Origin of the sequence: Rhodococcus wratislaviensis (genome assembly GCF_900455735.1) — a bacterium.
In the GTDB taxonomy this organism is placed as follows: domain Bacteria; phylum Actinomycetota; class Actinomycetes; order Mycobacteriales; family Mycobacteriaceae; genus Rhodococcus_F; species Rhodococcus_F wratislaviensis.
Genome location: NZ_UAUI01000011.1, coordinates 929,713 through 951,574 on the forward strand (window position 1 = coordinate 929,713; position 21,862 = coordinate 951,574).

Here is a 21,862-nt window from a genome sequence, read left to right on the forward strand (position 1 = left end):
CACATGACCAACCCCGGCTGGGGCGGTGCCGCGAACGAGGGCACTCCGCCCCAGCCGCGGTGCGTCCGCCACCCCGATCGCCCCACTGCACTGTCGTGCAATCGGTGTGGTCGTCCCGCCTGCCCCGAATGCCTGCGCGAAGCGGCCGTCGGCTACCAGTGTGTCGACTGCGTCGCCGCCGGGCAGCGTGATGTCCGGCCGGTCCGCAACGTCGCCGGCGCCGTCACCACGCAGCGTGCGACACCGCTCGTGACGTACATCCTGATGGCCGCGAACGTCGGCATCTTCCTGATCACCGCGGCGCAATCCCGCAGCATCATGCAGAACCAGGCCGGATCGAAGCTCTTCGCGGACTGGGCTCTGTTCCCACCCGCCGTCGTGGACGGGCAGATCGTCCGCGTGCTCGGCAGCGGATTCCTCCACTTCGGCATCATTCACCTGGCCGTCAACATGTTCGCGCTGTGGGTGATCGGCCGCGACACCGAACTGGTCCTCGGGCGTGCCCGCTACGCCTGCGTGTACTTCGCGTCGCTGCTCGGCGGTTCCGCCGCGGTGATGCTGTTCCAACTCGGCGCGGTCACCGCAGGTGCGTCGGGCGCCGTCTTCGGCCTGATGGGCGCTCAGGCCGTCATCCTGCTGCGTCTGCGACGAAGCCCCGCACCGGTGATCTCGGTGATCGCCATCAACGTGATCATCAGCATCACGATCCCGGGCATCTCACTGTGGGGGCATCTCGGCGGCCTGGTCGCCGGAGCCGCGGCCACCGCAGGAATCCTCTACGGGCCCCAACTGCTGGGCGTCGGGAACAACCGGGAGAAGGCCGTCATCGTCGGCTGGGTCTGCCTCGGCGTCGTGGTGCTGGTGCCACTGGCCGTCATCGCCGTCCGCACCCTGCAGTTGCGCGCGAGCTTCGGCTACTGACCCCGGCCCACCAGACGATGCACCGCGAGGGCATCGAACACGTCCTCCGGATTGGTGCCGAGATCCCAGCGGCCGAAGATCAGGAGGCGTTCGGTGCCGTCCTCGGTGCGCACGTCGATCTCGAGCATCGGTACCCGGCGGCCCAGCCGGGGATAGCGCACGAGCCGCGCGCGGTCGATCTCCGAGCGGGCATACCCGTGGCGGCCGGTCAGCCGGTTCACCACGATCCCGCCGCCCTCCTTGTCGACGGCGAGGCGCGGGCGTTGCCGAAGCGCCGACGCGGCGGTCAGCAGCAGTCCGAGGGCGGCGACGCACACGAGGACACGGCCCGCCGGCTCGGTCGACACGGCGAGTCCCGCGACCCCCAGCGCGAGTCCGCCCGCAGCGAGCGCGATCACCGCGCCGAGGGGCGTCGACCACTCCAACGGTGCCTCGTCAGCAGACATCAGCACTCGACCTGCGGCTATCCACAGGGGTTGTCCACATTGGGGATGAATGACATGGGTGTAATTGTGACCGTCAACGCCAGCGCATCGTCATGATCAGACCGACCACCATGAAGCCGAATCCGATGAGGAAGTTGTAGGCACCGAGGTTGTTCATCCACTCGAGCTGGTCGGCGGCCAGGTAGTAGACGAGCAGCCACACCAGGCCGACCAGCATGAACCCGAGCATCACCGAGACGTACAGGGTGCTCGAGGGGCCGGCCTTCACCTTCACCGGGGTGCGGCTCGCAGGGTTGATCGTGTAATCGGTCTTCTTTCGGACCTTCGACTTCGGCATGACGTCCTCGTTCGTGCGGCTCTACGGGAATGTGGGCAGGTAGATTCGGAAATACCTGCGTGTGTACACGCTAACGTAGCCGCGATTCGCGCGGCGAGGACGAGGGGACGGAAACACCGGTGACCAGGTCGATCTTCTGGCGGATCGCGGTGCTGGTGGTGTGTCTCGTGGCCGGTCTGCTGGTGGCCACCACCCGTCAGGTGTCGCACGGCAACGAGATCCGCGCCGGCGATTCCACCCGGCTGTCCGACCTCGTGCGGAACGCGCAATCCGAGACCGACCAGGTGGCCGAGACCCGCGATCGGCTGGCGGCGCAGGTCGAGTCGCTGCAGCAGGACGCCGCGGCGTCCGACAGCGGTGTCGCGCAGGCGCTCGCCGACTCCAAGGCGCTCGCCACGGATGCCGGACTCACACCGATGACCGGTCCCGGAGTCACCGTCACGCTCACCGACGCCCCCCGCGACGCGGACGGCAAATACCCCGTCGACGCGTCGCCGGACGATCTCGTCGTCCATCAGCAGGACGTCCAGAGTGTGCTGAACGCGCTGTGGGTGGGCGGTGCCGAGGCGATCAGCATGCAGGACCAGCGAATCGTGAACACGTCGGCGCCGCGCTGCATCGGCAACACCCTGCTGCTGCACGGCCGCACCTACAGCCCGCCGTACGTGATGTCGGCGATCGGGGATCCCGCGCGGCTGGAGGCGGCGCTCGCCAACGAACCCGGAATCCGGGTGTTCAAGCAGTACGCGTCGCGGTTCGGTCTCGGCTACTCGGAGGCGGCGTCCGGCCAGTTGACCGTGCCCGGATACGCGGGGCACTGACCTGAACGGTCCCCGGCCGTGCAGAGCGGGAAGCGGGCAGAATACCCTGCTTCCATGAGGATTCTCGTCGTCGACAACTACGACAGCTTCGTGTTCAACCTGGTCCAGTACCTCGGACAGCTGGGAACCCGGGCCGTGGTCTGGCGCAACGACGATCCGAACCTCACGGGACCCGACGCCGTCGCGGCGGCAGCGGCCGAATTCGACGGCATTCTGCTGAGCCCCGGCCCCGGCACACCGCAGCGCGCCGGTGCGACGATGGACCTGGTCACGGCGTGCGCCGCCGCCAAGACACCGCTACTCGGGGTGTGCCTCGGTCATCAGGCGATCGGGGCCGCCTTCGGCGCCACCGTCGACCGGGCACCCGAACTCCTGCACGGCAAGACCAGCGTCGTCCACCACACCGGCCAGGGTGTTCTCGCGGGTCTGCCCGACCCGTTCACCGCCACCCGCTACCACTCGCTGACCGTTCTGGAAGACACCATCCCGGACGAACTCGAGGTCACCGCCCACACCGACAGCGGCATCGTCATGGCGATGCGGCACCGGGAGCTCCCGATCCACGGCGTTCAGTTCCACCCGGAGTCCGTACTCACCGAAGGCGGGCACCGCATGCTCGCCAACTGGCTCACCGTCTGCGGCGAGGCACCGAAGGAATCCCTCGTCGCCACCCTCGAGGCCGAGGTCGCGCAGGCATTGGGCGCGTAGCACCCGTGAGTGGTTGACGAGTCCAGAGACTCCTCGACCACTCACAGGCGGCGGAGCCGCCTACCGCGGGATGCCCAGCGCGCCGACACCGACCGAGACGACACCGTTCTTGGTGATCTCCGATCCCGGCGGCTGTTCCTGGCTGATGATCTTGCCGACCATCTCCGGGTCCAGGGTGGACGTCTGCGTCTGATTCAGCGAGGCCGACGACCCGCTCCAGCCGGCGCTGCGCAGCTCGGCGAGCGCCTGCGACACCGTCTTGCCCGTCAGGTCGGGCATCTCGATGTTGTTGCCGTTCGACACCCGGATCTGGATCGTGTCGCCCTTGGCGGCGGAGGAGCCGCCGACGGGGTCGGTGGAGACTACCTGACCCTTCGGCACACCGGAATCGATGTTCTGGATCTGCACCTTGAAGCCGGCACCCTCGATGTTCGCCTGCGCGACCTCGACCTTCTGGCCGGTCACGTCCGGGATGCGAATCTGCTCCGGCCCGGTGCCCAGCGTGACGGCGACCTCGGAATCGAGGGAGATGCTCGCCCCGGAGGACGGGTTCTGCTCGATCACCTTGTCGACGTCGGACACGTCGGACGGCGCGCGGGCGACGGCGGTGTCGAGCCGTAGTCCGACCGCGTTCAGCTCCTGCTGCGCTTCCTGTTGGGTGAGGCCGGCGAGCCGCGGGACCTTCACCTGTTCGGGGCCCGACGACACCTCGAGGGTGATCGTGCTGCCCTCGTCCACCTGCACCCCGCCGACGGGCCGGGTGGTGATGACGTTGCCGGTCGCCACGACGGCGTCCGGTTTCTGCTGCCGGGCGACGCGGAAACCCAGGTTCTGCAGTGTCGTCTCGGCGTCGTCCGCGGCCTGGTTCGTGACGTCCGGCATGGTCACCTGATCGGCCTTGGAGCCCGGTCCCACGGACCACAGGAACGCGCCGACGATGCCGACGACGATGAGCGCGCCCAGCGCCATCAGCGCCACCCGCATCGGGTTCTTCTTCTTGTCGGGCTCACCACCGTCCGTCTTCGACGCGGTGGCCGGGGTGGGTGACTGCGGGCGCCGGTAGTTTCCCGCGCCGGAGTCGACGGCACCGAGGATCGTGGTGCGGTCCTCGTCGCTCATGACCATCGGCGCGCTGGGGCGCTGCCCGCCGAGCACCCGGACCAGGTCGCTGCGCATGTCCGCGGCGGTCTGGTAGCGGTTGGCGGGGTTCTTGCTCATCGCCTTGAGGATCACCGAGTCGAGCTCGCGCGGAATGTCCGGGTTGACCGCGGACGGTGTCTGCGGGTCCTCCCGCACGTGCTGATACGCGACCGCGACCGGGGAGTCACCCTTGAACGGGGGTTCGCCGGTGAGGATCTCGAACAGCACGCACCCGAGCGAGTACACGTCGGAGCGGGCGTCGACCTGCTCACCGCGGGCCTGCTCGGGCGACAGGTACTGGGCGGTGCCGATCACGGCGGCTGTCTGCGTCATGGGGCTGGACGCGTCGGAGATCGCTCGCGCGATGCCGAAGTCCATCACCTTGACCGCGCCCGCACGGTTGATCATCACGTTGGCGGGCTTCACGTCGCGGTGCACGATGCCGTTGCGGTGGCTGAAGTCGAGCGCCGCGCACACGTCCGAGATGACTTCCATCGCGCGGCGCGGTGCCATCGGGCCCTCGCTGCGCACGATGTCCCGCAACGTGTCACCGTCGACGTACTCCATCACGATGTACGGCAGCGGTCCCGCGTCGGTTTCCGCCTCGCCGGTGTCGTAGACGGCCACGATCGCCGGATGGTTCAGCGCCGCCGCGTTCTGCGCCTCGCGGCGGAACCGCAGGTAGAACGTGGGGTCGCGGGCCAGGTCGGCGCGCAGGACCTTGATCGCGACATCACGGCTGAGCCGGACGTCACGGGCGAGGTGGACCTCGGACATGCCACCGAAGCCGAGAATCTCACCCAGCTCGTAGCGTGAGGAGAGGTTGCGCGGTGTCGTCATGGCAGTCCTTGTGGGGTCGGAGTAGCTGACTCCTCCGACGTGGTCGTCGTGGTCGTCGTCGTGGTGGTCGGGGCGGTCGTGGTGGTGGTAGTCGTCGTCGGCTCTGTCGTCGTCGTGGTGGTCGGGGCGGTCGTCGTCGTGGTCGGCGGCTCGGTGGTGGTGGTCGTATATGTCGGCGGCTCGGTGGTGGTCGTCTGTTCCTCGGTCGTCGTGGTCGTCGTCGGCCGCGGTGTCGTCGTGATCGTCCGCAGCGACGAGGTCACCGCCGGCGACGTCGGTTCCTTCGTGTCACCCCCGTCGAACAGGACGAGCGCGAGCGCGATGATCGCCGCCAGCAGGAGCAGGCCACCCGCACCCCAGGCCACGGCCTTCTGGCCGCTGGTCAGCCCGCCCTTCTTGCCGTCACCGTTCGAGTCGTCCGGCGGCACCTGCCCCGTGACCGGTCCCGCGTACGCGGTCTGGGAAGGCGGCATCATCTGGGTTGCCCCGGTCATCGGCGGGGGCAGAACCCGGGCGGCCCCGGTGCCCGACACGCCGGGCGGCGGGGGACGCCTGCCCGCCCGGACCGCCGCGACCGCGTCGGCGAACTCTCCGCCACTGGCGTAGCGGGTGCTCGGATCCTTCGCGATGGTGATGTCGATGAGTTCGCGGATGTTCGGCGGCAGGTCGCTCGGCAACGGTGCCGGCGCCTCCTGCACGTGCTTCATCGCGACCGTGATCGCGCCGTCGCCGACGAACGGACGCCGTCCCGACAGCGCCTCGTAGCCGACGATGCCGAGGGAGTACACGTCGCTCGCCGCGGTCGCGTCCTGTCCGAGCGCCTGCTCGGGGGCGATGTACTGCGCGGTGCCCATCACCATGCCGGTGCGTGTGATGGGCGAGTTCTCCACGGCCTTCGCGATGCCGAAGTCGGTGATCTTCACCTGACCGGTGGGGGTGATCAGGATGTTGCCCGGCTTCACGTCGCGGTGCACGACTCCGGCGTCGTGCGCCACCTGCAGCGCCCGGCCGGTCTGCTCGAGCATGTCCAGGGCGTGCGGCACCGCGAGACGGCCCACCCGCGCGAGGACGGCGTTGAGCGGCTCACCGTTGACGAGTTCCATCACCAGGTAGGCGGTGGAATCGCCGGTGGCGTCGCGGACCTCGCCGTAGTCGTAGATTCCGGCGATGCCGGAATGGTTCAGCTGTGCGGTGGTGCGCGCCTCGAAGCGGAAACGTTCGACGAACTCCGGGTCGGACGAGAACTCGGACTTCAGCACCTTCACCGCGACACGACGGTTGAGCCGGTTGTCCGTCGCTTCCCAGACCTGTCCCATTCCGCCCGTGGCGATGAGCCGGATCAGGCGGTATCGATTGGCGATCAGCGCGCCGTTGTTCAGTGCCACAATCAGCCCCCTTGTAGTCCGGCTGCGATGACGGCACGGCCGATAGGTGCAGCCACCGAGCCGCCGGTTGCGGCCAGTGCACGATCTCCGCCGTCCTCGACGATGACCGCGATGGCCACGGTCGGGTTCTGGGCGGGTGCGAATCCGATGTACCAGGCGTGGGGCGGGGTGTTCCGAGGGTCGGTCCCGTGCTCGGCGGTGCCCGTCTTGGACGCGATCTGGACGCCCGGGATCTTGCCTTCGCCGCTGGTGTTGTTCTCGGAACCGATCATCAGGTCGGTCAGGGTGGCCGCCACCTGGGACGACATCGCCTGGCCTTCGGACACCGGGTTGGTGGTCGCGAGGTTGGACAGGTCCGGCCCCTGCAGTTCGGACACCAGTTGCGGTTGCATCCGTACGCCACCGTTGGCGACGGTAGCCGCGATCATCGCGTTCTGCAGCGGAGTGAGCGCGACGTCACGCTGGCCGATGCTGCTCTGGCCGAGTGCGGCGTCGTCGGGGATCGACCCGATCGTGCTGTCCGCGACGGGGAACGGGACGCCGGGCATCTGCCCACCGATGCCGAGCGCGCTGGACTGGTCGCTGACGGCGTCGGTGCCGGTCTTCACACCGAGTTCGACGAACGCCGTGTTGCAGGACCGCGCGAACGCCTCACGCAGCGACGCGGTGGGTGCGCCGCCACACGTGGAGCCGTTGTAGTTCTCGAGCGTCGTCGACGTGCCGGGAAGGGTGATCTGCGGGGCCGCGGTCAGCTGGGTGTCGGGGGTGGTTCCGGCGGCGAGCGCGGCAGCGGTCACCACCACCTTGAACGTGGAGCCGGGTGGGTACGTCTGCGACACCGCCCGGTTGATCAGCGGCTTCTCGGGGTCGGCGTTGAGGGCCTCCCACGCCTGGGTGGTCTCGGTGCCGTCGTGGCTGGCGAGCGAATTGGGGTCGTAGCTCGGGGTGCTGACCATCGTGAGGATGCGTCCGGTGCTCGGCTCGATCGCCACGACCGAACCGGTGTAGCCCTTCGCCGTCAGCTCGTCGTACGCAACCTGCTGCATGACCGGGTTGATGGTGGTCACCACGTTGCCGCCGCGCGGGTCGCGGCCGGACACGAGGTCGAAGAAGCGACGTCCGAACAGCCGGTTGTCGGAACCGTTGAGGACCGGGTCCTCGGTCCGCTCGAGACCGGTGCTGCCGTACTGCATCGAGTAGAACCCGGTGACCGGCGCGTTGGCCAGCGGGCTGGACGGTGCCGCCGGGTTCGGCGGGTAGGTGCGCAGGTACTTGTAGCGGTCGTCGGTCGGGACGGACGCCGCGAGCACCTGGCCGGCCGCCGAGATCTGGCCGCGCTGACGCGAGTACTCGTCGAGCAGCACGCGCGAGTTCCGCGGATCGGCCCGCAGGTTGTCCGCCTTGATGACCTGGACGTAGGTGGCGTTGGCGAGGAGGGCGACCACCATCACCATGACGGCGATCGCGACGCGACGCAGCGGTGTGTTCATGAGCGCGGCACCATCTCGGTCGGGGCGTCGGCGATGGGTGCGGGGCCCTTCTTCTTCGGGACCGCCGGCTCACGCGCTGCGTCGGAGATCTTGATCAGGATCGCGAGGAGGAGATAGTTGGCGAGCAGCGACGACCCACCGTACGACATGAACGGCGTCGTCAGACCGGTGAGCGGGATCAGCTTGGTGACGCCGCCGACCACCACGAACACCTGCACCGCGATCGTGAACGACAGACCGGCCGCGAGGAGCTTGCCGAAGCTGTCCCGGACGGCCAGCGCGGTGCGCAGACCGCGGATGACGAGGATCAGGAACAGCATCAGGACGGCGGCGAGTCCGATGAGACCGAGCTCCTCGCCGATGGTGGCGACGATGAAGTCGGTCTTCGCGAACGGCACCTGAGCGGGTCGTCCGCTGCCGAGTCCCGTACCGGCGACACCACCGGTCGCGAGCCCGAACAGCGACTGCGAGATCTGGTAACCGGTGTTGTTGTAGTCGGCCAGCGGGTCGAGCCAGGTGCTGACCCGGACCCGGACGTGGCCGAACAGCTGGTAGGCGAAGAAGAAGCCGATTCCGAGCAGTCCGGCACCGATCAGCAGCCACCCGACGCGTTCGGTGGCGATGTAGAGCATCACCAGCACGGTGCTGAACAGCAGCAGCGACGTGCCGAGGTCCTTCTCCAGCACGAGCACACCCACCGACACCATCCACGCGACGAGGATGGGCCCGAGGTCGCGGGCGCGCGGGAGGTCGATGCCGAACACGTGCTTGCCTGCGGTCGTGAAGAGATCGCGCTTCGCGACCAGCACCGACGCGAAGAAGATGATCAGGAGGATCTTCGCGAACTCGCCGGGCTGAATGCTGAAGCCGGGGAGGCGGATCCAGATCTTCGCGCCGTTCACCTCGGAGAAGCTGGACGGCAGGATCGCCGGGATGGCGAGGAACACCAGTCCGGCGAGGCCCAGCGTGTAGCTGTAGCGGGCCAGGAGGCGGTAGTCCTTGAGCAGCACCAGCACGCCCACGAAACCGGCGATGGCCAGCGTCGTCCACAGCACCTGCTGGTTGGCGTCCGGCGACGGGACGGGCAGCCCGAAGTAGGCGGCGGACTGTGCGTCGGCGAGGTCGAGTCGGTGGATCAACACCAGTCCGAGGCCGTTGAGCAGCGCGACGATCGGCAGGATCAGCGGGTCGGCGTACGGCGCGAACCGGCGCACCGCGAGATGCGCGATCAGAAACAGCGCCGAGTAGGCGGCGGCGTACTTGGCGAGGTCCCAGGTGATGCTCTGTTCCTGGCTGGCCTCGACCAGGACCAGCGAGATCGTCGTGATCAGGATCGCGAAACCGATCAGGATCAGCTCGGTGCCCCGGCGCGTCGACTGGACGGGGGCTGGCGCGAACCCGCCGGGGGGACTGGGAAACTGAGCCCCCGGTGATGCACTTGCGACCGACATCAGCTAGCCGTCCTGCAGTTCTGACCGGGAACCTGGGTCACGGTCGGCGCCGGGGTGGCGGTCGGAGTCGGGGGTGTGGTCGGCGCCGGAACCGGCGGTACCTCGGCCGGGGGCACAGGTGCAGGCGCGGGCGGCGGCGTGGTCTCCGGGACGGGGGCCGGGGTCGGAGCCGGGGTGGTCGTCGTGGTGGTGGACGACTCCGACTCGCAGACCGGAAGCAGATCGTTCTGGGCGAGGCGCGTCATCTGGTTGCGGACGTCGTCGAGCTTGCCCGAGGGGAGCCCGGCACGTACCTGCTCGCGGGCCGACGGCTGGAGGTCGTCGACCTCGAGGATGGTGCACCCGTTCGGTGACTCGGTCGGCGACATCAACGTCAGGTCGCCGGCATCGCTGACACAGCCGACGAGATTCGCTTCCTGCAGGGAGTAACCCAGCACCGAACCGGGAACTCCGCGCAGCACGGTGACGCGTTCGCCGTCGGCGCCGACGTAGTAGTTGTTCCGGACCAGAGCCCGCCCCACGAAGGCAGCGACGGCGACCACGACGATCAGACCGAGCGCGAGCGCAGCCCACCACATGCGGTGACGCTTCTTCTTCGTCGGCGGTTCCTCGACCTGCGGGACGACCCGCTTCGGGGTGGCCCGCGGCGGACGCATCGCGGCGGCGCGCCCCGCAGCCGTGTTGGGCGGCGGTGTGTCCTCTTCGTCGTCGGCGGAGGCGGCACCGGCGACGATGGGGTGGCTCTGCCCGTAGTCGAGGTCGATGACGTCCGCGACGACGACCGTCACGTTGTCCGGGCCGCCGCTGCGCAGGGCGAGTTCGATCAACCGGTCGGCGCACTCGTCCTGCGAGCCCTCACGCATCGTGTTCTCGATGGTCTCGTCGCTGACCACGTCCGACAGTCCGTCGGAGCACAGCAGATAGCGGTCGCCTGCGCGCGCCTCGCGAACCGTCAGCGTCGGCTCGATCTCGTTGCCGGTGAGGGCGCGCATGATGAGCGACCGCTGCGGGTGGGTGTGCGCCTGCTCGGCGGTGATTCGCCCCTCGTCGACGAGGGACTGCACGAACGTGTCGTCCCGGGTGATCTGTGCGAGGGAATCGTCGCGGAGCAGGTAGGCGCGGGAGTCACCGATGTGGACCAGCCCGAGCTTGTTGCCGGAGAACAGGATTGCGGTGAGCGTGGTGCCCATGCCGTCGAGTTCGGGGTCCTCCTCGACGTGGTCGGCGATGGAGTCGTTGCCCTCCCGGGTGGCGGCCTCGAGCTTGCCGAGCAGATCTTCGCCGGGCTCGTCGTCGTCGAGATGCGCGAGGGCCGCGATCATCAACTGCGACGCGACCTCACCGGCCGCGTGACCGCCCATGCCGTCCGCGAGCGCCAGCAGGCGGGCACCGGCATACACGGAATCTTCGTTGTTGGAACGGACAAGGCCACGGTCGCTGCGGGCGGCATAGCGGAGTACGAGGGTCACGGGCGCAACTCGATTACCGTTTTGCCGACCCGTACGGGGGTACCGAGCGGCACGCGGACAGATGTGGTGACCTTGGCGCGATCCAGGTACGTGCCGTTGGTCGAGCCGAGGTCTTCGACGTACCAGTCGGCGCCTCGCGGGGAGAGCCGAGCGTGGCGGGTGGAGGCGTAGTCGTCGGTGAGAACGAGGGTGGAGTCGTCGGCCCGTCCGATGAGGACGGGCTGGGTGCCGAGAGTGATGCGCGTGCCGGCGAGGCCGCCCTGCGTCACCACCAGATACTTGGCCGTCTTGGTCTTCCCCAGCGACGGCAGCACGTTGCCGCTGCGCGAATACCGGGGCGGCACACGGACGCCGGATCCCGCGTAGATGTCGCCGCGCAACGCCCGCAGAACGGTCCACACGAAAAGCCACAGCAGAAGCAGGAAACCTGCTCGTGTGAGTTGCAGAATCAAACCTTGCACGGCAGTCCACCTCCTTCTGTGGCGGGAACGTTCGAGGTTCCAGCGTCTTTTTCTGGCAGCATCATATGGGCAACCCGCACCCTGGGATCAGGATACGGACAGCCCACAACGATACGGAGTCCCCACCGTGTTACGTCCGACACGGGCTCCGACGCGATGTCGGTCGAGTATCGAAGCCGTCTCGGTTGGGTCTCGGTGAGGCAGTTCGGGGTCGGGTATCGGCGGAATCTACTCGGAGTCCTAACTCGGTGGTGCCTCAGAGGATTCGGACCAGGATCTCCGAATGACCCGCCCGGATGATGTCTCCGTCGGCCAGCTGCCAGTCCTGCACGGGGGCACCGTTGACGGTGGTTCCGTTGGTGGAGCCGAGGTCGGACAGCATCGCGACCTGTCCGTCCCAGCGAATGTCGATGTGGCGGCGCGACACACCGGTGTCGGGCAGGCGGAACTGTGCCTCCTGGCCGCGGCCGATGATGTTGTTGCCCTCACGCAACTGGAAGTGGCGTCCGCTGCCGTCTTCGAGCTGCAGCGTCGCCGTGAACGTGTGACCGTCGGGTGCGTAGGCCTGCTGCCCGTAACCGCCCTGGTCGTAGTCGGCGTAGCCCTGCTGGTCGTATGCCTGCTGGTCGTAACCGCCCTGCTGGTAACCGCCGCGGTCGTAACCCTGGTCGTAGCCCTGCGGCTGCTGGTATCCCGCGTCGGCGTAGGAACCGTCCGGGTAGCGCGCGGGAGCCGCCTGCTGGTCGTAACCGCCCTGGTAGTCCTGCTGGTAGCCGCCCTGCTGGTAGTCGTAGCCGGCGTCCGCGGGCTGCTCGTAGCCGGGAGCCTGCGCGCCCTGGTCGTACGCCTGGCCGTACGCGGCATCCTGGGGGTATCCGCCGCGCTGGTCGTCGGGGTACTGCTGCTGGTCGTAGCCGCCCTGCTGGTAGCCGCCGCGGTCGTAACCGTTCTGGTAGCCCTGCGGGTACCGCTGGTCCTGACCCGCATGGGCATGACCGTTGCGCGCGTACTGCGGGTCGGGATTGCGGTTGCCCGCTGGTTCGCGGCTGGGGTCGTAGCCTGAGTTCTGCGTCATGGGGCCAGCTCCTGGGTTCGACGTGACGGGTACAAACGGTGCCTGTGGTCGCGGTGCGGGACCGCGTGGCGGTTCGGGTCGCCCCGGCGTGGCCGCACCTGGGCGGCCGGCATCCGGATCCACCGAACCCCGGGTGCGGAACTGCCCGGTGTGCAGTGAAGGCGACGGTTCGAACGCGACATGAATGGGACCATACGTCTGCCAGCCCTGGTCGCGAATGAAGTCTTCGAGGTGTCGGGCGAAGGCCTTGACCGTCAAGTCTCTGTCGGCGGCAAGTTCTTCGTGGTCCGAGTTGTTGATGGCGATGACATAGCTGTTCGGCGCGAGCACGTGCCCACCGTCCAACTGCTGGATTCGGTCGGAGGCTTCCTGTTGAAGCGCGGCCTCCACCTCCTGTGGCACGACGCCGCCGCCGAAGACCCGGGCGAACGCGTCACCCACGGCTCCCTGGAGCTTCCGCTCGAAACGTTGAACTATCCCCATCGGAACCTCCTCACGGTGCCTGGCTGTCGGGTCTTCTGTCCTCGGTGCGCGGTGGCTGTGACGAGACATGTCCGTGTCGCGCCACTGCCGTGCGTGTATCCCACGGTACTGTCATTGCCTCGAGCCACGACGCGGGTCTACGCCATTGCATGATATCGGTCTTTGCCTGGACGGGTGTTTTTGTGGCCTTTTCGGGTCCTGACCTGTACGAATCGTAATTTCTGGCGACCTCGTGTTAATGTTTCCGGGTCGCTCGGGCGAGTGGCGGAATGGCAGACGCGCTGGCTTCAGGTGCCAGTGTCCTTCGGGACGTGGGGGTTCAAGTCCCCCTTCGCCCACCACCAGCGATTCTCCGGAATCGCGACATCGAGGCCACGAACTCCACGAGTTCGTGGCCTTTGTGTTTCCCCCGAAAGAGCGGGGTGATGCATCCCCACCCCAGGGTGGCTATCGGGCGCCCCGCCCCAGGCCGACGATGGAGTAGAAGCCTCGTCGCGAACCTCAAGCCCTTCCGGACCCGAACCCGTCCTCCCGGCGGTCCGTGACGAATGACTCGAGTGTGAACCTGCCGTCCGGCTTCTTCCGCTGGGTTTCTGCGAACGTCGAGAGTGGGTTGTGTATGAGCATCAGCCAGGTCCGGGCCACCAGCTCGGCGAATGTCGGTGAGTATGTCGGTTCCGTCGCGACGACGGTGGGCGCCCTGTCGGTCGACTGGTGGTGCACCCCCGCGTTCGACGCGGTCGTGACACTGTCCAGCGAGATTCCCTACTACCGCGGACGGAAGGCCGTTCTGGCCTGGAACCGCCACTTCGGGTGGTCGCTCGGAGTCCACGGACTCACCCAGGGGAATGTGCTGGTGGTCGAGGGACTCGGATTGGGACCGGCACCGGACCCCGCGCACTGCTCGGATCGGGTCGCCGAGTTGCTCACCGAACTTGCCGACTGGGCGCCTCGTCCGGCGTCCGGACAGCCCGCCCCACGAATCGTGCACGGCCCCGGCGCACCCCGCGGGTGACCCAGATATCGGGAACCCCTGCGTCCCCGCCGTCGACCGGCTTGGATATCGAGTATGGACGGCAGGAGAGCCCCTGATCCGCTGCGTCTCGCGGCCGGCGTCGCCGCGACAGCCGGCGGTGCATTGCAGCGTGTGATCGGATTCGGCGTCGACACGGCGCGACTCCTCCCCGGAGTCGACCCGCTGCTGGTCACCCTCGAGGAACGCGGCACCCAGACACTCCGCAGCGCCGACGAACTCGCGGACCGGGTGCTGCACGCGGTGCTGCGGAGGGTCGTGCAGGTCGCTCTTCAGGAGGTGGACCTCACCGCGATCGTGCGGGATCACGTCGACCTGGACGTGGTCGCCGAGGGCATCGACATCCAGCGCATCATCGACCGGGTGGACGTGGACGCGATCGCCGCCCGGGTGAACATCCCGCTGATTCTCGATCGTGTGGATATCGACGCCGTCGCCGCCCGGGTCGACGTGGATGCGATCGTCGACCGTGTCGACGTGGATTCCGTCATCGGGCGTGTCGACCTGGTGGTGCTCGCCGACACCGTGATCGAGGGCGTCGACCTGCCGCGCATCATCCGCGAGTCGACCGACTCGATGTCGAACGAGGCGGTCCGCGGGGTGCGGACCCAGGGCATGCAGGCCGACGACGCCGTCGCCGGTTTCGTGGGCAAGTTTTTCGGGCGCGGGCACGAACCGGGCGATGCATGAGCACGCCGGCGCATCGTGCGGCCGGGATCGTCACCCGGGGTCTGGCCACCGGCATCGACCTGGCGGTCGTCCTGGCCGTGATGGGCGGCATCTACGTGGGCGTGCTGTTCGTGCGGTTGCTGTTCTCACCACAGGAGTTCTCGTTCCCCGACGCCAATGCCGTGCTGTCGGTGACCATGTTCATCGTCCTGTCGGTGCTGTACCTGACGGCGTGCTGGGCGGTGAGCGGCCGCACCGTCGGCGCCGTGACGATGGGGTTGCGGGTGGTCAGCCGCAACGGTGAACTGATCGGCTGGCTGCGCGCCCTTCTCCGGGCGGTGCTGTGCGTGATGTTCGGGTTCGGACTGCTCTGGGCGGCTGTCGACAGCCGGCGCCGGTCCCTGCAGGACATTCTGCTGCGGACCGCCGTCGTCTACGACTGGGAGCCGGATCTGCATGCCGGCGAGCCGGAGATCTGACGCCGCGCCGAGTGTCGTAGCCTGCCTAGCATGGGGTCATGTACACGGAGCGGCGGTCGGTGTTCCCCGGCGCTGTGGTGTGGCAGAAGACCGCGCCCGGGGGTGCGGCCGCCATCCTACCCGACGGCTGCATGGACCTCATCTGGATGAACGGTGACGTCGTCGTGGCCGGCCCCGACTCGCGGCCGTATCTCACCCGCAGCCGCGAGGGCGACCTCTACGTCGGATTGCGTTGTTCCCCAGGAACTCTTCCGGATCTCCTGGGTACGCCGGCAGAGGAGCTGACCAATCTGCGGGTGCCACTCGCCGAGGTCCTGAGCGACCGCGCCACCACGGAGTTCCTCGGCAGGATCGCCGACGAGGCCGACCGCGGCAGGGCACTCGAGGAGTTCGCGCGGTCTCGGCGGCTTCTCGGGCCGCCACCGGACCGCAGGATCCCCGCGATCGTCCGACTTCTGGAGCAGCAGGCGTCCGTCCGTGAGGTCGCGGACCGGATCGGTGTCGGCGAACGGCAACTGCACCGCCTGTGCCGACGGCAATTCGGTTACGGGCCGAAGATGCTGGCCCGGATCCTTCGGTTGCAGTCGGCGCTGGGGCTGGCGGGTTCGTCCATTCCCGCAGCTCAGGCGGCCGGCATGGCCGGGTTCGCGGATCAGGCCCATCTGATCCGTGAGGCGCACGAGTTGACCGGCCGCACGTTCGGTCAGCTGGTTACGGCGTGAGCGCGGCGAACAGGTCGACGGGGTTGCCGTCGGGATCGTCGACGGTGGCGTAGCGCTGCCCCCACGGTGCGTCCCACGGCTTCTTCCGACCGTTGTAGCCGTCGCCCGTGATCTCGTCGAAGAGCGTGTCGACGTCGGCGGCGGTTCCGCAATCGAAGGCGAGTGCGGTGCGATGCCCGCCGGTGGGTTCGGCCCAGTCGGGTGTGAACGAGCGGATGGTTTCGACCGTGTCCCACAGCAGGCGGATCCCACCGGGAAACTCGAATTCGACGTGCGGCGCCTGATCGGCGTCGGCGGGAATGTCGAGTCCGAGCCGCCGGTAGAACGCGAGCGAGGTGGGCAGGTCGTGGACGACCAGTTCGATGGCACTGAATGTTGCGGTCATACCGAGAACGCTAACGACCTCAGACCGACCCGCATTGAAGGTTTCGGACATCGAGCACCGGAGTCCGATTTCTTCAATCATCCGGGCGCTGCGGCAGGGATGCTGGGAGCCATGACCACCGAATCAACCCATGTCAGTGTGTTCATCGCTCGGACCGCCGCCGACGTCTACTCCTACGCGAGCGACCCCGCCAACCTCCCCGCCTGGGCGGCGGGCCTGAGCACCAACATCACCCGGGACGGCGACCGCTGGCTCGCAGACTCCCCGATGGGGCAGGTCGCCGTGGCCTTCGCACCCGCCAACGACTACGGCGTCCTCGACCACGACGTCACCCTCCCCAGCGGCGACACCGTCTACAACCCCGTCCGCGTCATCCCCGACGGCGACCACAGCGAAGTCATCTTCACCATCCGGCGACGCGACGGCGTCACCGCCGAAGAATTCGCGCAGGACGCGGCAGCCGTCAACGCCGACCTGCAGCGGTTGAAGGGGTTGCTGGAGGGGTGAGGGTTGTCCGCGTGTCCGTCGCGTTTGCACACCGATTGGTCAAACGCGCATGCAATTGCGTGTGAAGCTGGCCAAAATGTGTGCGGATGTGGTGACTGCGCTCAGCTACTGCCGCTCGACGTCAGGGACGGCCTCCTGCCGCACATCTGCACACCGATTAGCCAAATGCACACGCAATTGCGGGTGCAAACAGCAAAACCGTGGGCGGATGTCTCGAGCGGCATACGGTGTCTCTAGCGGAGCAGGAGCGAATCCTTGATGTTAATCATGCTGCCGACGTTGATGTTCAAGGTCCTGGCATATCTCCCGGCGGACGCAAGCAACTAAAACTTGCGCGAATGTGAGTGGCCTTGATGTGCCCCTCCGGTTGGAACGGTATTCCGCTATTCGTACCGAAGTGCGGCAGTGAGAATAGTCGCGATAAAACCGGAAGGATACTGGACGTGCCCCGCTCAGACCAGTTCCGGACGACCTTCGGCCACGGCTGACGCCGCCGCGGACACCCGCTCGTACGCCGCCCGGGTGTCCGGTGCCAGCCGGCTGTGATCGATGACGATCCCCATGCCCAGATGTTCGTCGTAGGGGATGGTCTCGATGCCCCACACCTGTCCGCCCAGGTACTCGCGGAGGAGGTCGACGTCCACCTGCCAGCCGGTGGCGTCCTGATTCGACACGGTGACGACGGTGCGGGCGAGCCCGGGTGCGCCGAGCGTGTCACCGATCGACTGCAACGCGGAGCGGAGGCGGTTGAACGCGTCCGCCCGGCACGGCACGACGAGGACGATGGGCGACGGAGTGGCCAGCAGCGGCGCGAGGTATGCGGCACGCAACCGGTGACCGAGATCGTGAACGGCACTCACCCCCCGGGCGCGGAGTGACCCTGTGACAGTGTGGAATTCACGTTCCGATGCGGTCTGATTCCCGATGCGGTTCAGGATGCGGGTCCCGGCGCTCGTGCGGGAGCAGTACCCGTCGAATACGTCGTCCGCGACGGGGCCGGCGGCCGCGGATGCCACCAGTTGCTCGAGGCCGCTCACGGAGAGCACGGCGTCGGCGCCGCGCTCGGCGACGTCGCCGCCGGCGGGTGTCGCGTCGACGGCCACGACCGCGCCGCCGCGAGCCGCCGCGGTGTTGGCGAGCCCGAGCGCCGTCGTGGTGGCGCCTGCTCCTCCGCATGCCCCCAGGACGAGGGTCGACACCGGAAGTGCTTGCAGTAGTGGGTCGGTCACTTGGCGTCTCCAATGGATGTGATGTACGTGCGGCCGTCGCGGTCCGCGGTGGTTACGACCTGCTCGTACTTCTTCGTAGACCGGTCCGGTCGCAGTTCCGACAGCGTCACCGCGTAGCGGCCGGGTTCGGTTTCGGTGATGGCGAGGCAGTGCTCGGTGCCCTCGGGCACGGAGTCGATGCCGCCCTGGATCGTCTCGGCGGACCCCAGCGGCGCATCGGGGGCGACCACCTCGCGGGCCTTCGCGCCGCTCCGTGCGACGTAATAGGCGTGGTCGAATGCCAGGATCGCGGCGACGCCGTCGGAGGTACCGCCGGGACCGTTGCCGACAACCGTCGAGCCGTCGCGGGATTCGACGCACCAGCCCGAATCGGCAGCGGCGACGGGGGTTCCGCTCGCATCGCCGGACGTCGAGGCGAACACGGCGACCACACCGGCGATGACGGCGGTCACCGCAGCGGCGGCGCCGGCGACGACGAGCCTCTGACTACCGCGAACAGGTGGTGCAGGATCGGGCTCATCGTCCGCGGTCAGCCACGTCGGAGCCGGGGGTTGCTGTTCGGGTTCCGCGGCGGGAACCGTCGACCCCGGTACCGCGGCCGATGCGAAGGGCGGGAACCAGTGCGAGAAGCGGTCGAGGGGTGCCCTGTTCGGCGGTTCTGTCACAGTTGAATCCTCCACACCTCATTCCCTCGCGCGGAGCCGACCCCTGGCGGGCTCCGCGCGAGGAAATCGGATCACACGTGCAGCGTCGCCTGGCTGCGCACGTTCACGCCGCCGATCGTGGTGGCCGCCGGACCGCTGTCGGTGGACTGCAGCTGCGGCAGTTGCGGTGCGGGCAGAGACGCGATCGTCCGAACCAGTTCCCCGAAGGCCGGGTACCGGTCGGCCGCATCCGTGATCGCGGCGGCGACGGGTGTGACGTCGACGGGCGCAGACCAATTGGTCGGGTGCTCGGCGTTGGAGTCGGCCGAGAACGCGGAGACGGTGGCCGCCGTCGGCGAGGACGGGTCCACGGCGATGCCCGCGGTTCCGGTGGCGTCACCGACGCGCCAGCCGATGGTGCCGACGTAGCCCTCGGGGTTGCCGTACTGGCGTCCGTTGACGGCCACCGGCACCGCACCGACCAGCGTGTCGACGGCCGCATTGACCTCGACGACCGGCTTCGGCACCGGAAGTACGGGGGCGACGGGTGCCTGATGTGCCTTCGGCATGTCGTCGGGGTCGATCCACACGGTCGCCGGCTGGGCCGCCGGTGCCTCGACGACTCCCTCGGCGGCGGGCGCTGCCAGGTCGGGAGCAGCAGGCACGACCGTCTCGGCACCCGGCACCGCCAGCGGAGCCTGCGGGGGAGCGGGCGTCGTCGCGGCCGGAACGGCCGGGTCGGTGACGCCCGGCTGGGACGTGGTGGGCGGCGTCGTCGGGACCGTCACGCCGGGCTGCGACGTGGTGGGCGCAGCCGAGGGGTCGGTGACGCCCGGCTGCGACGTGGACGGCGGGGCGGTCGGAGCGGCGTGTGCCGTCGCGGCGCCGAGCAGTGCGGCGGCGGATACCGAAATCGCGGCTGCCAGAGCGTGCATGCGGATTCTCAAGTCTGTGACTCCTGAAGTCGAACGGGCATGGTGATCGAACGGACTGGTGCTGACGAAGCAAACGCAAGAGTGGTGCAGATCAGAGGCACCGGAAGAGGGAAGCGAGCACAGCAGAATGCGTCCACCGACCAGGTGGATGTGTTGTTTCCCCGATGAGATACGTCCGTGCTGCCGGCGCACTGCCGCAGCCGTCGTCCACCGCCCCCATGACCGCCCCCGGTTCTTTCTCGTCCCCCTACCGCGGCAAAGTACCAGACGGGCAAGCGTTCCCGCGCCCCCGCAGTCCGGTCAGGCCAGGCTCGCGGCCAGCTTCACCGACAGATCGCGCAGCGGATGGAGACGGCCGGTCATCGCGACGGAGGACATGGCTCGGGATCCACGCACCAGTCGCCGCGTCGCGGGCCGCCGTGCGCGGTCGTACCGGTGCAGCGCGGTGTGAATGTCGGTGTCGGCGGTGAGGAATCGGCCGAGCGCGACGGCGTCGACGAGGGCCTCGCAGGCGCCCCGACCGAGGTTCGGCGCCATTGCGTGGGCCGCATCACCGAGCAGGGCCGCGTTGCCCGACACGTACGACGGCAGCGCGGGCGACTCGTACAGGTCGTGGTGGAGCATCGCGTCGGGGGTGGCGGCATCCAGTACTGCCCGGACGTCGGCGTGCCAGTTCCCGAACCGTGAGCGGAGGTAGTCGAGGCCGCCGGGGTGTCCGGCGTCGGTGCGGACGCACGCGAACCAGTTGACGAGATCGCCATCGCGCGGGGTGATGCCGAAAAGTGCGTCCGTGTCCCAGGTTTCGCTGACGGTGTCCCGATGTCCGGGCACCCACCCGCGCCAGGCGGTCGCGCCTACGTACCGCGGCTCGAACTTCTCGCCGAACAGTTGACGGCGGGTCGGGCTGCGCAGGCCGTCCGCGCCGATCACGACGTCGTGGTCCGTCAGCGCGTCGAGGGCGGGTGCCGGTGTGCCGAACGAGATCATTCCGTCGGGCAGGGCCTCGGCCAGTGTGGCCAGCAGGGCGGGCCGCGACAGCAGGAAGGCGGTTCGGTTGCGGTTGTCGATGGTGCCGATCACGGATCCGTCGGGCCGCAGGAGCGAACCGCGGTGCTGGGGCGATCCCAGTGCGCGCACCCGATCACCTGCGCCGATCGCGTCCAGCGCGTCGAGGGCCTGCGGCCACATGCCGAGCGCGGTGCCCGACGTGGGCAGGGTCTCGGCACGCTCGAAGACCTCGACGTGCCAGCCGGCGCGGGACAGGTAGCGGGCGACGGCAAGTCCACCGATGCCGCCGCCGAGGACTGCTGCGGAGTGCGTCATGCTCGCCACCCTACTACGGGTGTAGTGAATTTACTACCGTTGTAGTGTCGGGGCATGGCAGACAAACGGGAGCAGGTGCTCGACGCGGCCATCGCCCTGCTCGGCACGAGAGGGGTCCGGGCTCTCACGCATCGCGGCGTCGACGAACTGGTCGGAATGCCGCAGGGGTCCACATCCAACTACTTCCGCAGCCGGGGCGCGCTGCTCGAGGGGATCGTCACACGGCTCGTCGAACGTGACCGGGAGGACTGGCAGAAGTTCGCGCACCTCCGGCCCGCCGGCACGGATGCGCTGGTCGAGGCGCTGGTGGCCTTCGTGACTTTCTCCACTGGTCCGGACCGCGTGCGCACGAGTGCCCGCTACGCGCTCTTCGTCGAGGCGTCCGTGACACCGGGCTTGGACGCGAAGATCGGGTCGGCGCGCCGAGCGCTCGTAGAATGGGGCGCGGACATGCTGGCCCTCGTGGGTTCGAGGAATCCGGCGTCCGACGCAGTGGTGATCACCGACTACCTGGACGGTGTAATCCTTCATCAACTCACCGTCCCGGATCCCGATTTCGATCCGACTGCGGGAATTACAGCGGTGCTCGGCGCTCTCACTTAACATGTACTCAGTGCAGTCGGACGAGGTCCGCCCTCGACAATGCCCAGTTCAGAGGGTAAATAGGCCAACCTAAGTTGTGTTTCGTCGGGGGTTCTGAATTATCGTTTTCGTTACACGTTGGACCCACGAAAGTCCGACCCGACCGAAAAGCCACGTCGCCCGGTGCGAGGACCACACCCAGCGTGCTGCAAAAGGGCGATAGCCGATCGGTGGTGCCGATCACGTCGTGACGGCACCTGCTTTGCAAGTTGATGGCCATCAGCGCTGCTGGTCGTCGGTGCATCTTTTGGCATACGAAGGCTAGGT

At 68.2% G+C, this 21,862-nt stretch carries 23 protein-coding genes and 1 tRNA gene; 10 read left to right on the forward strand and 14 right to left on the reverse strand.

The window, feature by feature from the left end:
* Window positions 1-3: 3 nt before the first annotated feature.
* Window positions 4-921, forward strand: a complete 918-nt coding sequence (locus DTA22_RS18020) for a rhomboid family intramembrane serine protease (RefSeq protein ID WP_037234985.1) — start codon at window positions 4-6, stop codon at window positions 919-921.
* Here DTA22_RS18020 and DTA22_RS18025 read toward each other — a convergent pair.
* Together DTA22_RS18025 and crgA are read right to left on the reverse strand one after the other, a co-directional pair.
* Window positions 915-1,373, reverse strand: a complete 459-nt coding sequence (locus tag DTA22_RS18025; protein ID WP_081792442.1) for a PH domain-containing protein — start codon at window positions 1,371-1,373, stop codon at window positions 915-917. The two genes, DTA22_RS18020 and DTA22_RS18025, sit on opposite strands and share 7 nt — an antisense overlap.
* A 67-nt stretch (window positions 1,374-1,440) precedes the next feature.
* The gene (crgA, locus tag DTA22_RS18030) at window positions 1,441-1,704 is read right to left on the reverse strand and encodes a cell division protein CrgA (RefSeq protein ID WP_005249082.1); all 264 of its coding nucleotides are present in this window, start codon (window positions 1,702-1,704) and stop codon (window positions 1,441-1,443) included.
* Between the two features lie 119 nt (window positions 1,705-1,823).
* Between crgA and DTA22_RS18035 the strand changes: the two genes are divergently transcribed.
* Together DTA22_RS18035 and DTA22_RS18040 are read left to right on the forward strand one after the other, a co-directional pair.
* The gene (locus DTA22_RS18035) at window positions 1,824-2,525 is read left to right on the forward strand and encodes a DUF881 domain-containing protein (RefSeq protein WP_037234988.1); all 702 of its coding nucleotides are present in this window, start codon (window positions 1,824-1,826) and stop codon (window positions 2,523-2,525) included.
* Between the two features lie 54 nt (window positions 2,526-2,579).
* The gene (locus DTA22_RS18040; protein ID WP_112300312.1) at window positions 2,580-3,233 is read left to right on the forward strand and encodes an aminodeoxychorismate/anthranilate synthase component II; all 654 of its coding nucleotides are present in this window, start codon (window positions 2,580-2,582) and stop codon (window positions 3,231-3,233) included.
* A 60-nt stretch (window positions 3,234-3,293) separates the two neighbouring features.
* Here the strand turns inward: DTA22_RS18040 and pknB are convergent, their stop codons facing one another.
* The 7 genes from pknB to DTA22_RS18080 all read right to left on the reverse strand — a co-directional run bounded on the left by pknB (window position 3,294) and on the right by DTA22_RS18080 (window position 13,027).
* Window positions 3,294-5,213 (reverse strand): Stk1 family PASTA domain-containing Ser/Thr kinase, encoded by a 1,920-nt coding sequence (gene pknB, locus DTA22_RS18045; protein ID WP_037234994.1) that lies wholly within the window; start codon window positions 5,211-5,213, stop codon window positions 3,294-3,296.
* On the reverse strand, window positions 5,210-6,598 hold the full coding sequence (locus DTA22_RS18050) for a protein kinase domain-containing protein (protein ID WP_112300314.1): 1,389 nt from the start codon (window positions 6,596-6,598) through the stop codon (window positions 5,210-5,212). Before DTA22_RS18050 ends, pknB begins: the two co-directional genes overlap by 4 nt.
* 2 nt (window positions 6,599-6,600) lie before the next feature.
* Window positions 6,601-8,088 carry a penicillin-binding transpeptidase domain-containing protein gene (locus tag DTA22_RS18055; RefSeq protein WP_037235000.1) on the reverse strand — a complete coding sequence of 496 codons (1,488 nt, stop codon included), beginning with the start codon at window positions 8,086-8,088 and terminating at the stop codon, window positions 6,601-6,603.
* Entirely contained in the window at window positions 8,085-9,539 is a 1,455-nt protein-coding gene (locus tag DTA22_RS18060; RefSeq protein ID WP_037235003.1) for an FtsW/RodA/SpoVE family cell cycle protein, read from the reverse strand. The genes DTA22_RS18055 and DTA22_RS18060 overlap by 4 nt, the downstream gene beginning before the upstream one ends.
* Complete coding sequence (locus DTA22_RS18065) at window positions 9,539-11,008, reverse strand: PP2C family protein-serine/threonine phosphatase (protein ID WP_037235006.1); 1,470 nt, start codon at window positions 11,006-11,008, stop codon at window positions 9,539-9,541. The genes DTA22_RS18060 and DTA22_RS18065 overlap by 1 nt, the downstream gene beginning before the upstream one ends.
* A complete protein-coding gene (locus tag DTA22_RS18070) occupies window positions 11,005-11,469 on the reverse strand; it encodes an FHA domain-containing protein FhaB/FipA (RefSeq protein ID WP_005249074.1) in 465 nt (154 codons plus the stop codon). The genes DTA22_RS18065 and DTA22_RS18070 overlap by 4 nt, the downstream gene beginning before the upstream one ends.
* 256 nt (window positions 11,470-11,725) lie before the next feature.
* Window positions 11,726-13,027 (reverse strand): DUF3662 and FHA domain-containing protein, encoded by a 1,302-nt coding sequence (locus DTA22_RS18080; protein WP_037235008.1) that lies wholly within the window; start codon window positions 13,025-13,027, stop codon window positions 11,726-11,728.
* 255 nt (window positions 13,028-13,282) lie between these two features.
* Between DTA22_RS18080 and DTA22_RS18085 the strand changes: the two genes are divergently transcribed.
* The 5 genes from DTA22_RS18085 (at window position 13,283) to DTA22_RS18105 (ending at window position 15,930) form a co-directional block, all read left to right on the forward strand.
* Window positions 13,283-13,368, forward strand: a tRNA-Leu gene (locus tag DTA22_RS18085).
* Window positions 13,369-13,646: 278 nt separating this feature from the next.
* Window positions 13,647-14,042 (forward strand): DUF6292 family protein, encoded by a 396-nt coding sequence (locus DTA22_RS18090; protein WP_037235010.1) that lies wholly within the window; start codon window positions 13,647-13,649, stop codon window positions 14,040-14,042.
* 54 nt (window positions 14,043-14,096) lie between these two features.
* Window positions 14,097-14,750: a hypothetical protein gene (locus DTA22_RS18095; RefSeq protein ID WP_037235012.1), complete on the forward strand. Its 654-nt coding sequence runs from the start codon at window positions 14,097-14,099 to the stop codon at window positions 14,748-14,750.
* A complete protein-coding gene (locus DTA22_RS18100) occupies window positions 14,747-15,208 on the forward strand; it encodes an RDD family protein (RefSeq protein WP_037235014.1) in 462 nt (153 codons plus the stop codon). Before DTA22_RS18095 ends, DTA22_RS18100 begins: the two co-directional genes overlap by 4 nt.
* A gap of 38 nt (window positions 15,209-15,246) precedes the next feature.
* On the forward strand, window positions 15,247-15,930 hold the full coding sequence (locus DTA22_RS18105; RefSeq protein WP_112300316.1) for a helix-turn-helix domain-containing protein: 684 nt from the start codon (window positions 15,247-15,249) through the stop codon (window positions 15,928-15,930).
* Here the strand turns inward: DTA22_RS18105 and DTA22_RS18110 are convergent.
* On the reverse strand, window positions 15,920-16,315 hold the full coding sequence (locus DTA22_RS18110; protein WP_037235018.1) for a VOC family protein: 396 nt from the start codon (window positions 16,313-16,315) through the stop codon (window positions 15,920-15,922). The two genes, DTA22_RS18105 and DTA22_RS18110, sit on opposite strands and share 11 nt — an antisense overlap.
* Before the next feature lie 111 nt (window positions 16,316-16,426).
* Here DTA22_RS18110 and DTA22_RS18115 point away from each other — a divergent pair, with 111 nt between their 5' ends.
* Window positions 16,427-16,822 carry an SRPBCC family protein gene (locus DTA22_RS18115; RefSeq protein ID WP_037235046.1) on the forward strand — a complete coding sequence of 132 codons (396 nt, stop codon included), beginning with the start codon at window positions 16,427-16,429 and terminating at the stop codon, window positions 16,820-16,822.
* A 452-nt stretch (window positions 16,823-17,274) separates the two neighbouring features.
* Here DTA22_RS18115 and DTA22_RS18120 read toward each other — a convergent pair whose 3' ends face one another.
* The 4 genes from DTA22_RS18120 to DTA22_RS18135 form a co-directional block, all read right to left on the reverse strand.
* Complete coding sequence (locus tag DTA22_RS18120) at window positions 17,275-18,051, reverse strand: hypothetical protein (RefSeq protein WP_112300319.1); 777 nt, start codon at window positions 18,049-18,051, stop codon at window positions 17,275-17,277.
* Window positions 18,048-18,716, reverse strand: coding sequence for a hypothetical protein (locus DTA22_RS18125; RefSeq protein ID WP_245973406.1), 669 nt, complete (start codon window positions 18,714-18,716; stop codon window positions 18,048-18,050). The genes DTA22_RS18120 and DTA22_RS18125 overlap by 4 nt, the downstream gene beginning before the upstream one ends.
* 71 nt (window positions 18,717-18,787) lie before the next feature.
* A complete protein-coding gene (locus DTA22_RS18130; RefSeq protein ID WP_112300323.1) occupies window positions 18,788-19,630 on the reverse strand; it encodes a glycoprotein in 843 nt (280 codons plus the stop codon).
* A 300-nt stretch (window positions 19,631-19,930) separates the two neighbouring features.
* Window positions 19,931-20,953: an FAD-dependent oxidoreductase gene (locus DTA22_RS18135; RefSeq protein ID WP_112300325.1), complete on the reverse strand. Its 1,023-nt coding sequence runs from the start codon at window positions 20,951-20,953 to the stop codon at window positions 19,931-19,933.
* Between the two features lie 54 nt (window positions 20,954-21,007).
* Here DTA22_RS18135 and DTA22_RS18140 point away from each other — a divergent pair, with 54 nt between their 5' ends.
* The gene (locus DTA22_RS18140) at window positions 21,008-21,556 is read left to right on the forward strand and encodes a TetR/AcrR family transcriptional regulator (protein WP_037240392.1); all 549 of its coding nucleotides are present in this window, start codon (window positions 21,008-21,010) and stop codon (window positions 21,554-21,556) included.
* Window positions 21,557-21,862: the final 306 nt, after the last annotated feature.

What these genes read in the sequence shown, in the direction of transcription:
- DTA22_RS18020 (WP_037234985.1), top strand. Translation starts at nt 4, where the DNA reads ATGACCAACCCCGGCTGGGGCGGTGCCGCGAACGAGGGCACTCCGCCC.
- crgA (WP_005249082.1), bottom strand. Translation starts at nt 1,704, where the DNA reads ATGCCGAAGTCGAAGGTCCGAAAGAAGACCGATTACACGATCAACCCT.
- DTA22_RS18040 (WP_112300312.1), top strand. Translation starts at nt 2,580, where the DNA reads ATGAGGATTCTCGTCGTCGACAACTACGACAGCTTCGTGTTCAACCTG.
- pknB (WP_037234994.1), bottom strand. Translation starts at nt 5,213, where the DNA reads ATGACGACACCGCGCAACCTCTCCTCACGCTACGAGCTGGGTGAGATT.
- DTA22_RS18055 (WP_037235000.1), bottom strand. Translation starts at nt 8,088, where the DNA reads ATGAACACACCGCTGCGTCGCGTCGCGATCGCCGTCATGGTGATGGTG.
- DTA22_RS18060 (WP_037235003.1), bottom strand. Translation starts at nt 9,539, where the DNA reads ATGTCGGTCGCAAGTGCATCACCGGGGGCTCAGTTTCCCAGTCCCCCC.
- DTA22_RS18080 (WP_037235008.1), bottom strand. Translation starts at nt 13,027, where the DNA reads ATGGGGATAGTTCAACGTTTCGAGCGGAAGCTCCAGGGAGCCGTGGGT.
- DTA22_RS18090 (WP_037235010.1), top strand. Translation starts at nt 13,647, where the DNA reads ATGAGCATCAGCCAGGTCCGGGCCACCAGCTCGGCGAATGTCGGTGAG.
- DTA22_RS18095 (WP_037235012.1), top strand. Translation starts at nt 14,097, where the DNA reads ATGGACGGCAGGAGAGCCCCTGATCCGCTGCGTCTCGCGGCCGGCGTC.
- DTA22_RS18100 (WP_037235014.1), top strand. Translation starts at nt 14,747, where the DNA reads ATGAGCACGCCGGCGCATCGTGCGGCCGGGATCGTCACCCGGGGTCTG.
- DTA22_RS18105 (WP_112300316.1), top strand. Translation starts at nt 15,247, where the DNA reads ATGTACACGGAGCGGCGGTCGGTGTTCCCCGGCGCTGTGGTGTGGCAG.
- DTA22_RS18110 (WP_037235018.1), bottom strand. Translation starts at nt 16,315, where the DNA reads ATGACCGCAACATTCAGTGCCATCGAACTGGTCGTCCACGACCTGCCC.
- DTA22_RS18115 (WP_037235046.1), top strand. Translation starts at nt 16,427, where the DNA reads ATGACCACCGAATCAACCCATGTCAGTGTGTTCATCGCTCGGACCGCC.
- DTA22_RS18130 (WP_112300323.1), bottom strand. Translation starts at nt 19,630, where the DNA reads ATGCACGCTCTGGCAGCCGCGATTTCGGTATCCGCCGCCGCACTGCTC.
- DTA22_RS18135 (WP_112300325.1), bottom strand. Translation starts at nt 20,953, where the DNA reads ATGACGCACTCCGCAGCAGTCCTCGGCGGCGGCATCGGTGGACTTGCC.
- DTA22_RS18140 (WP_037240392.1), top strand. Translation starts at nt 21,008, where the DNA reads ATGGCAGACAAACGGGAGCAGGTGCTCGACGCGGCCATCGCCCTGCTC.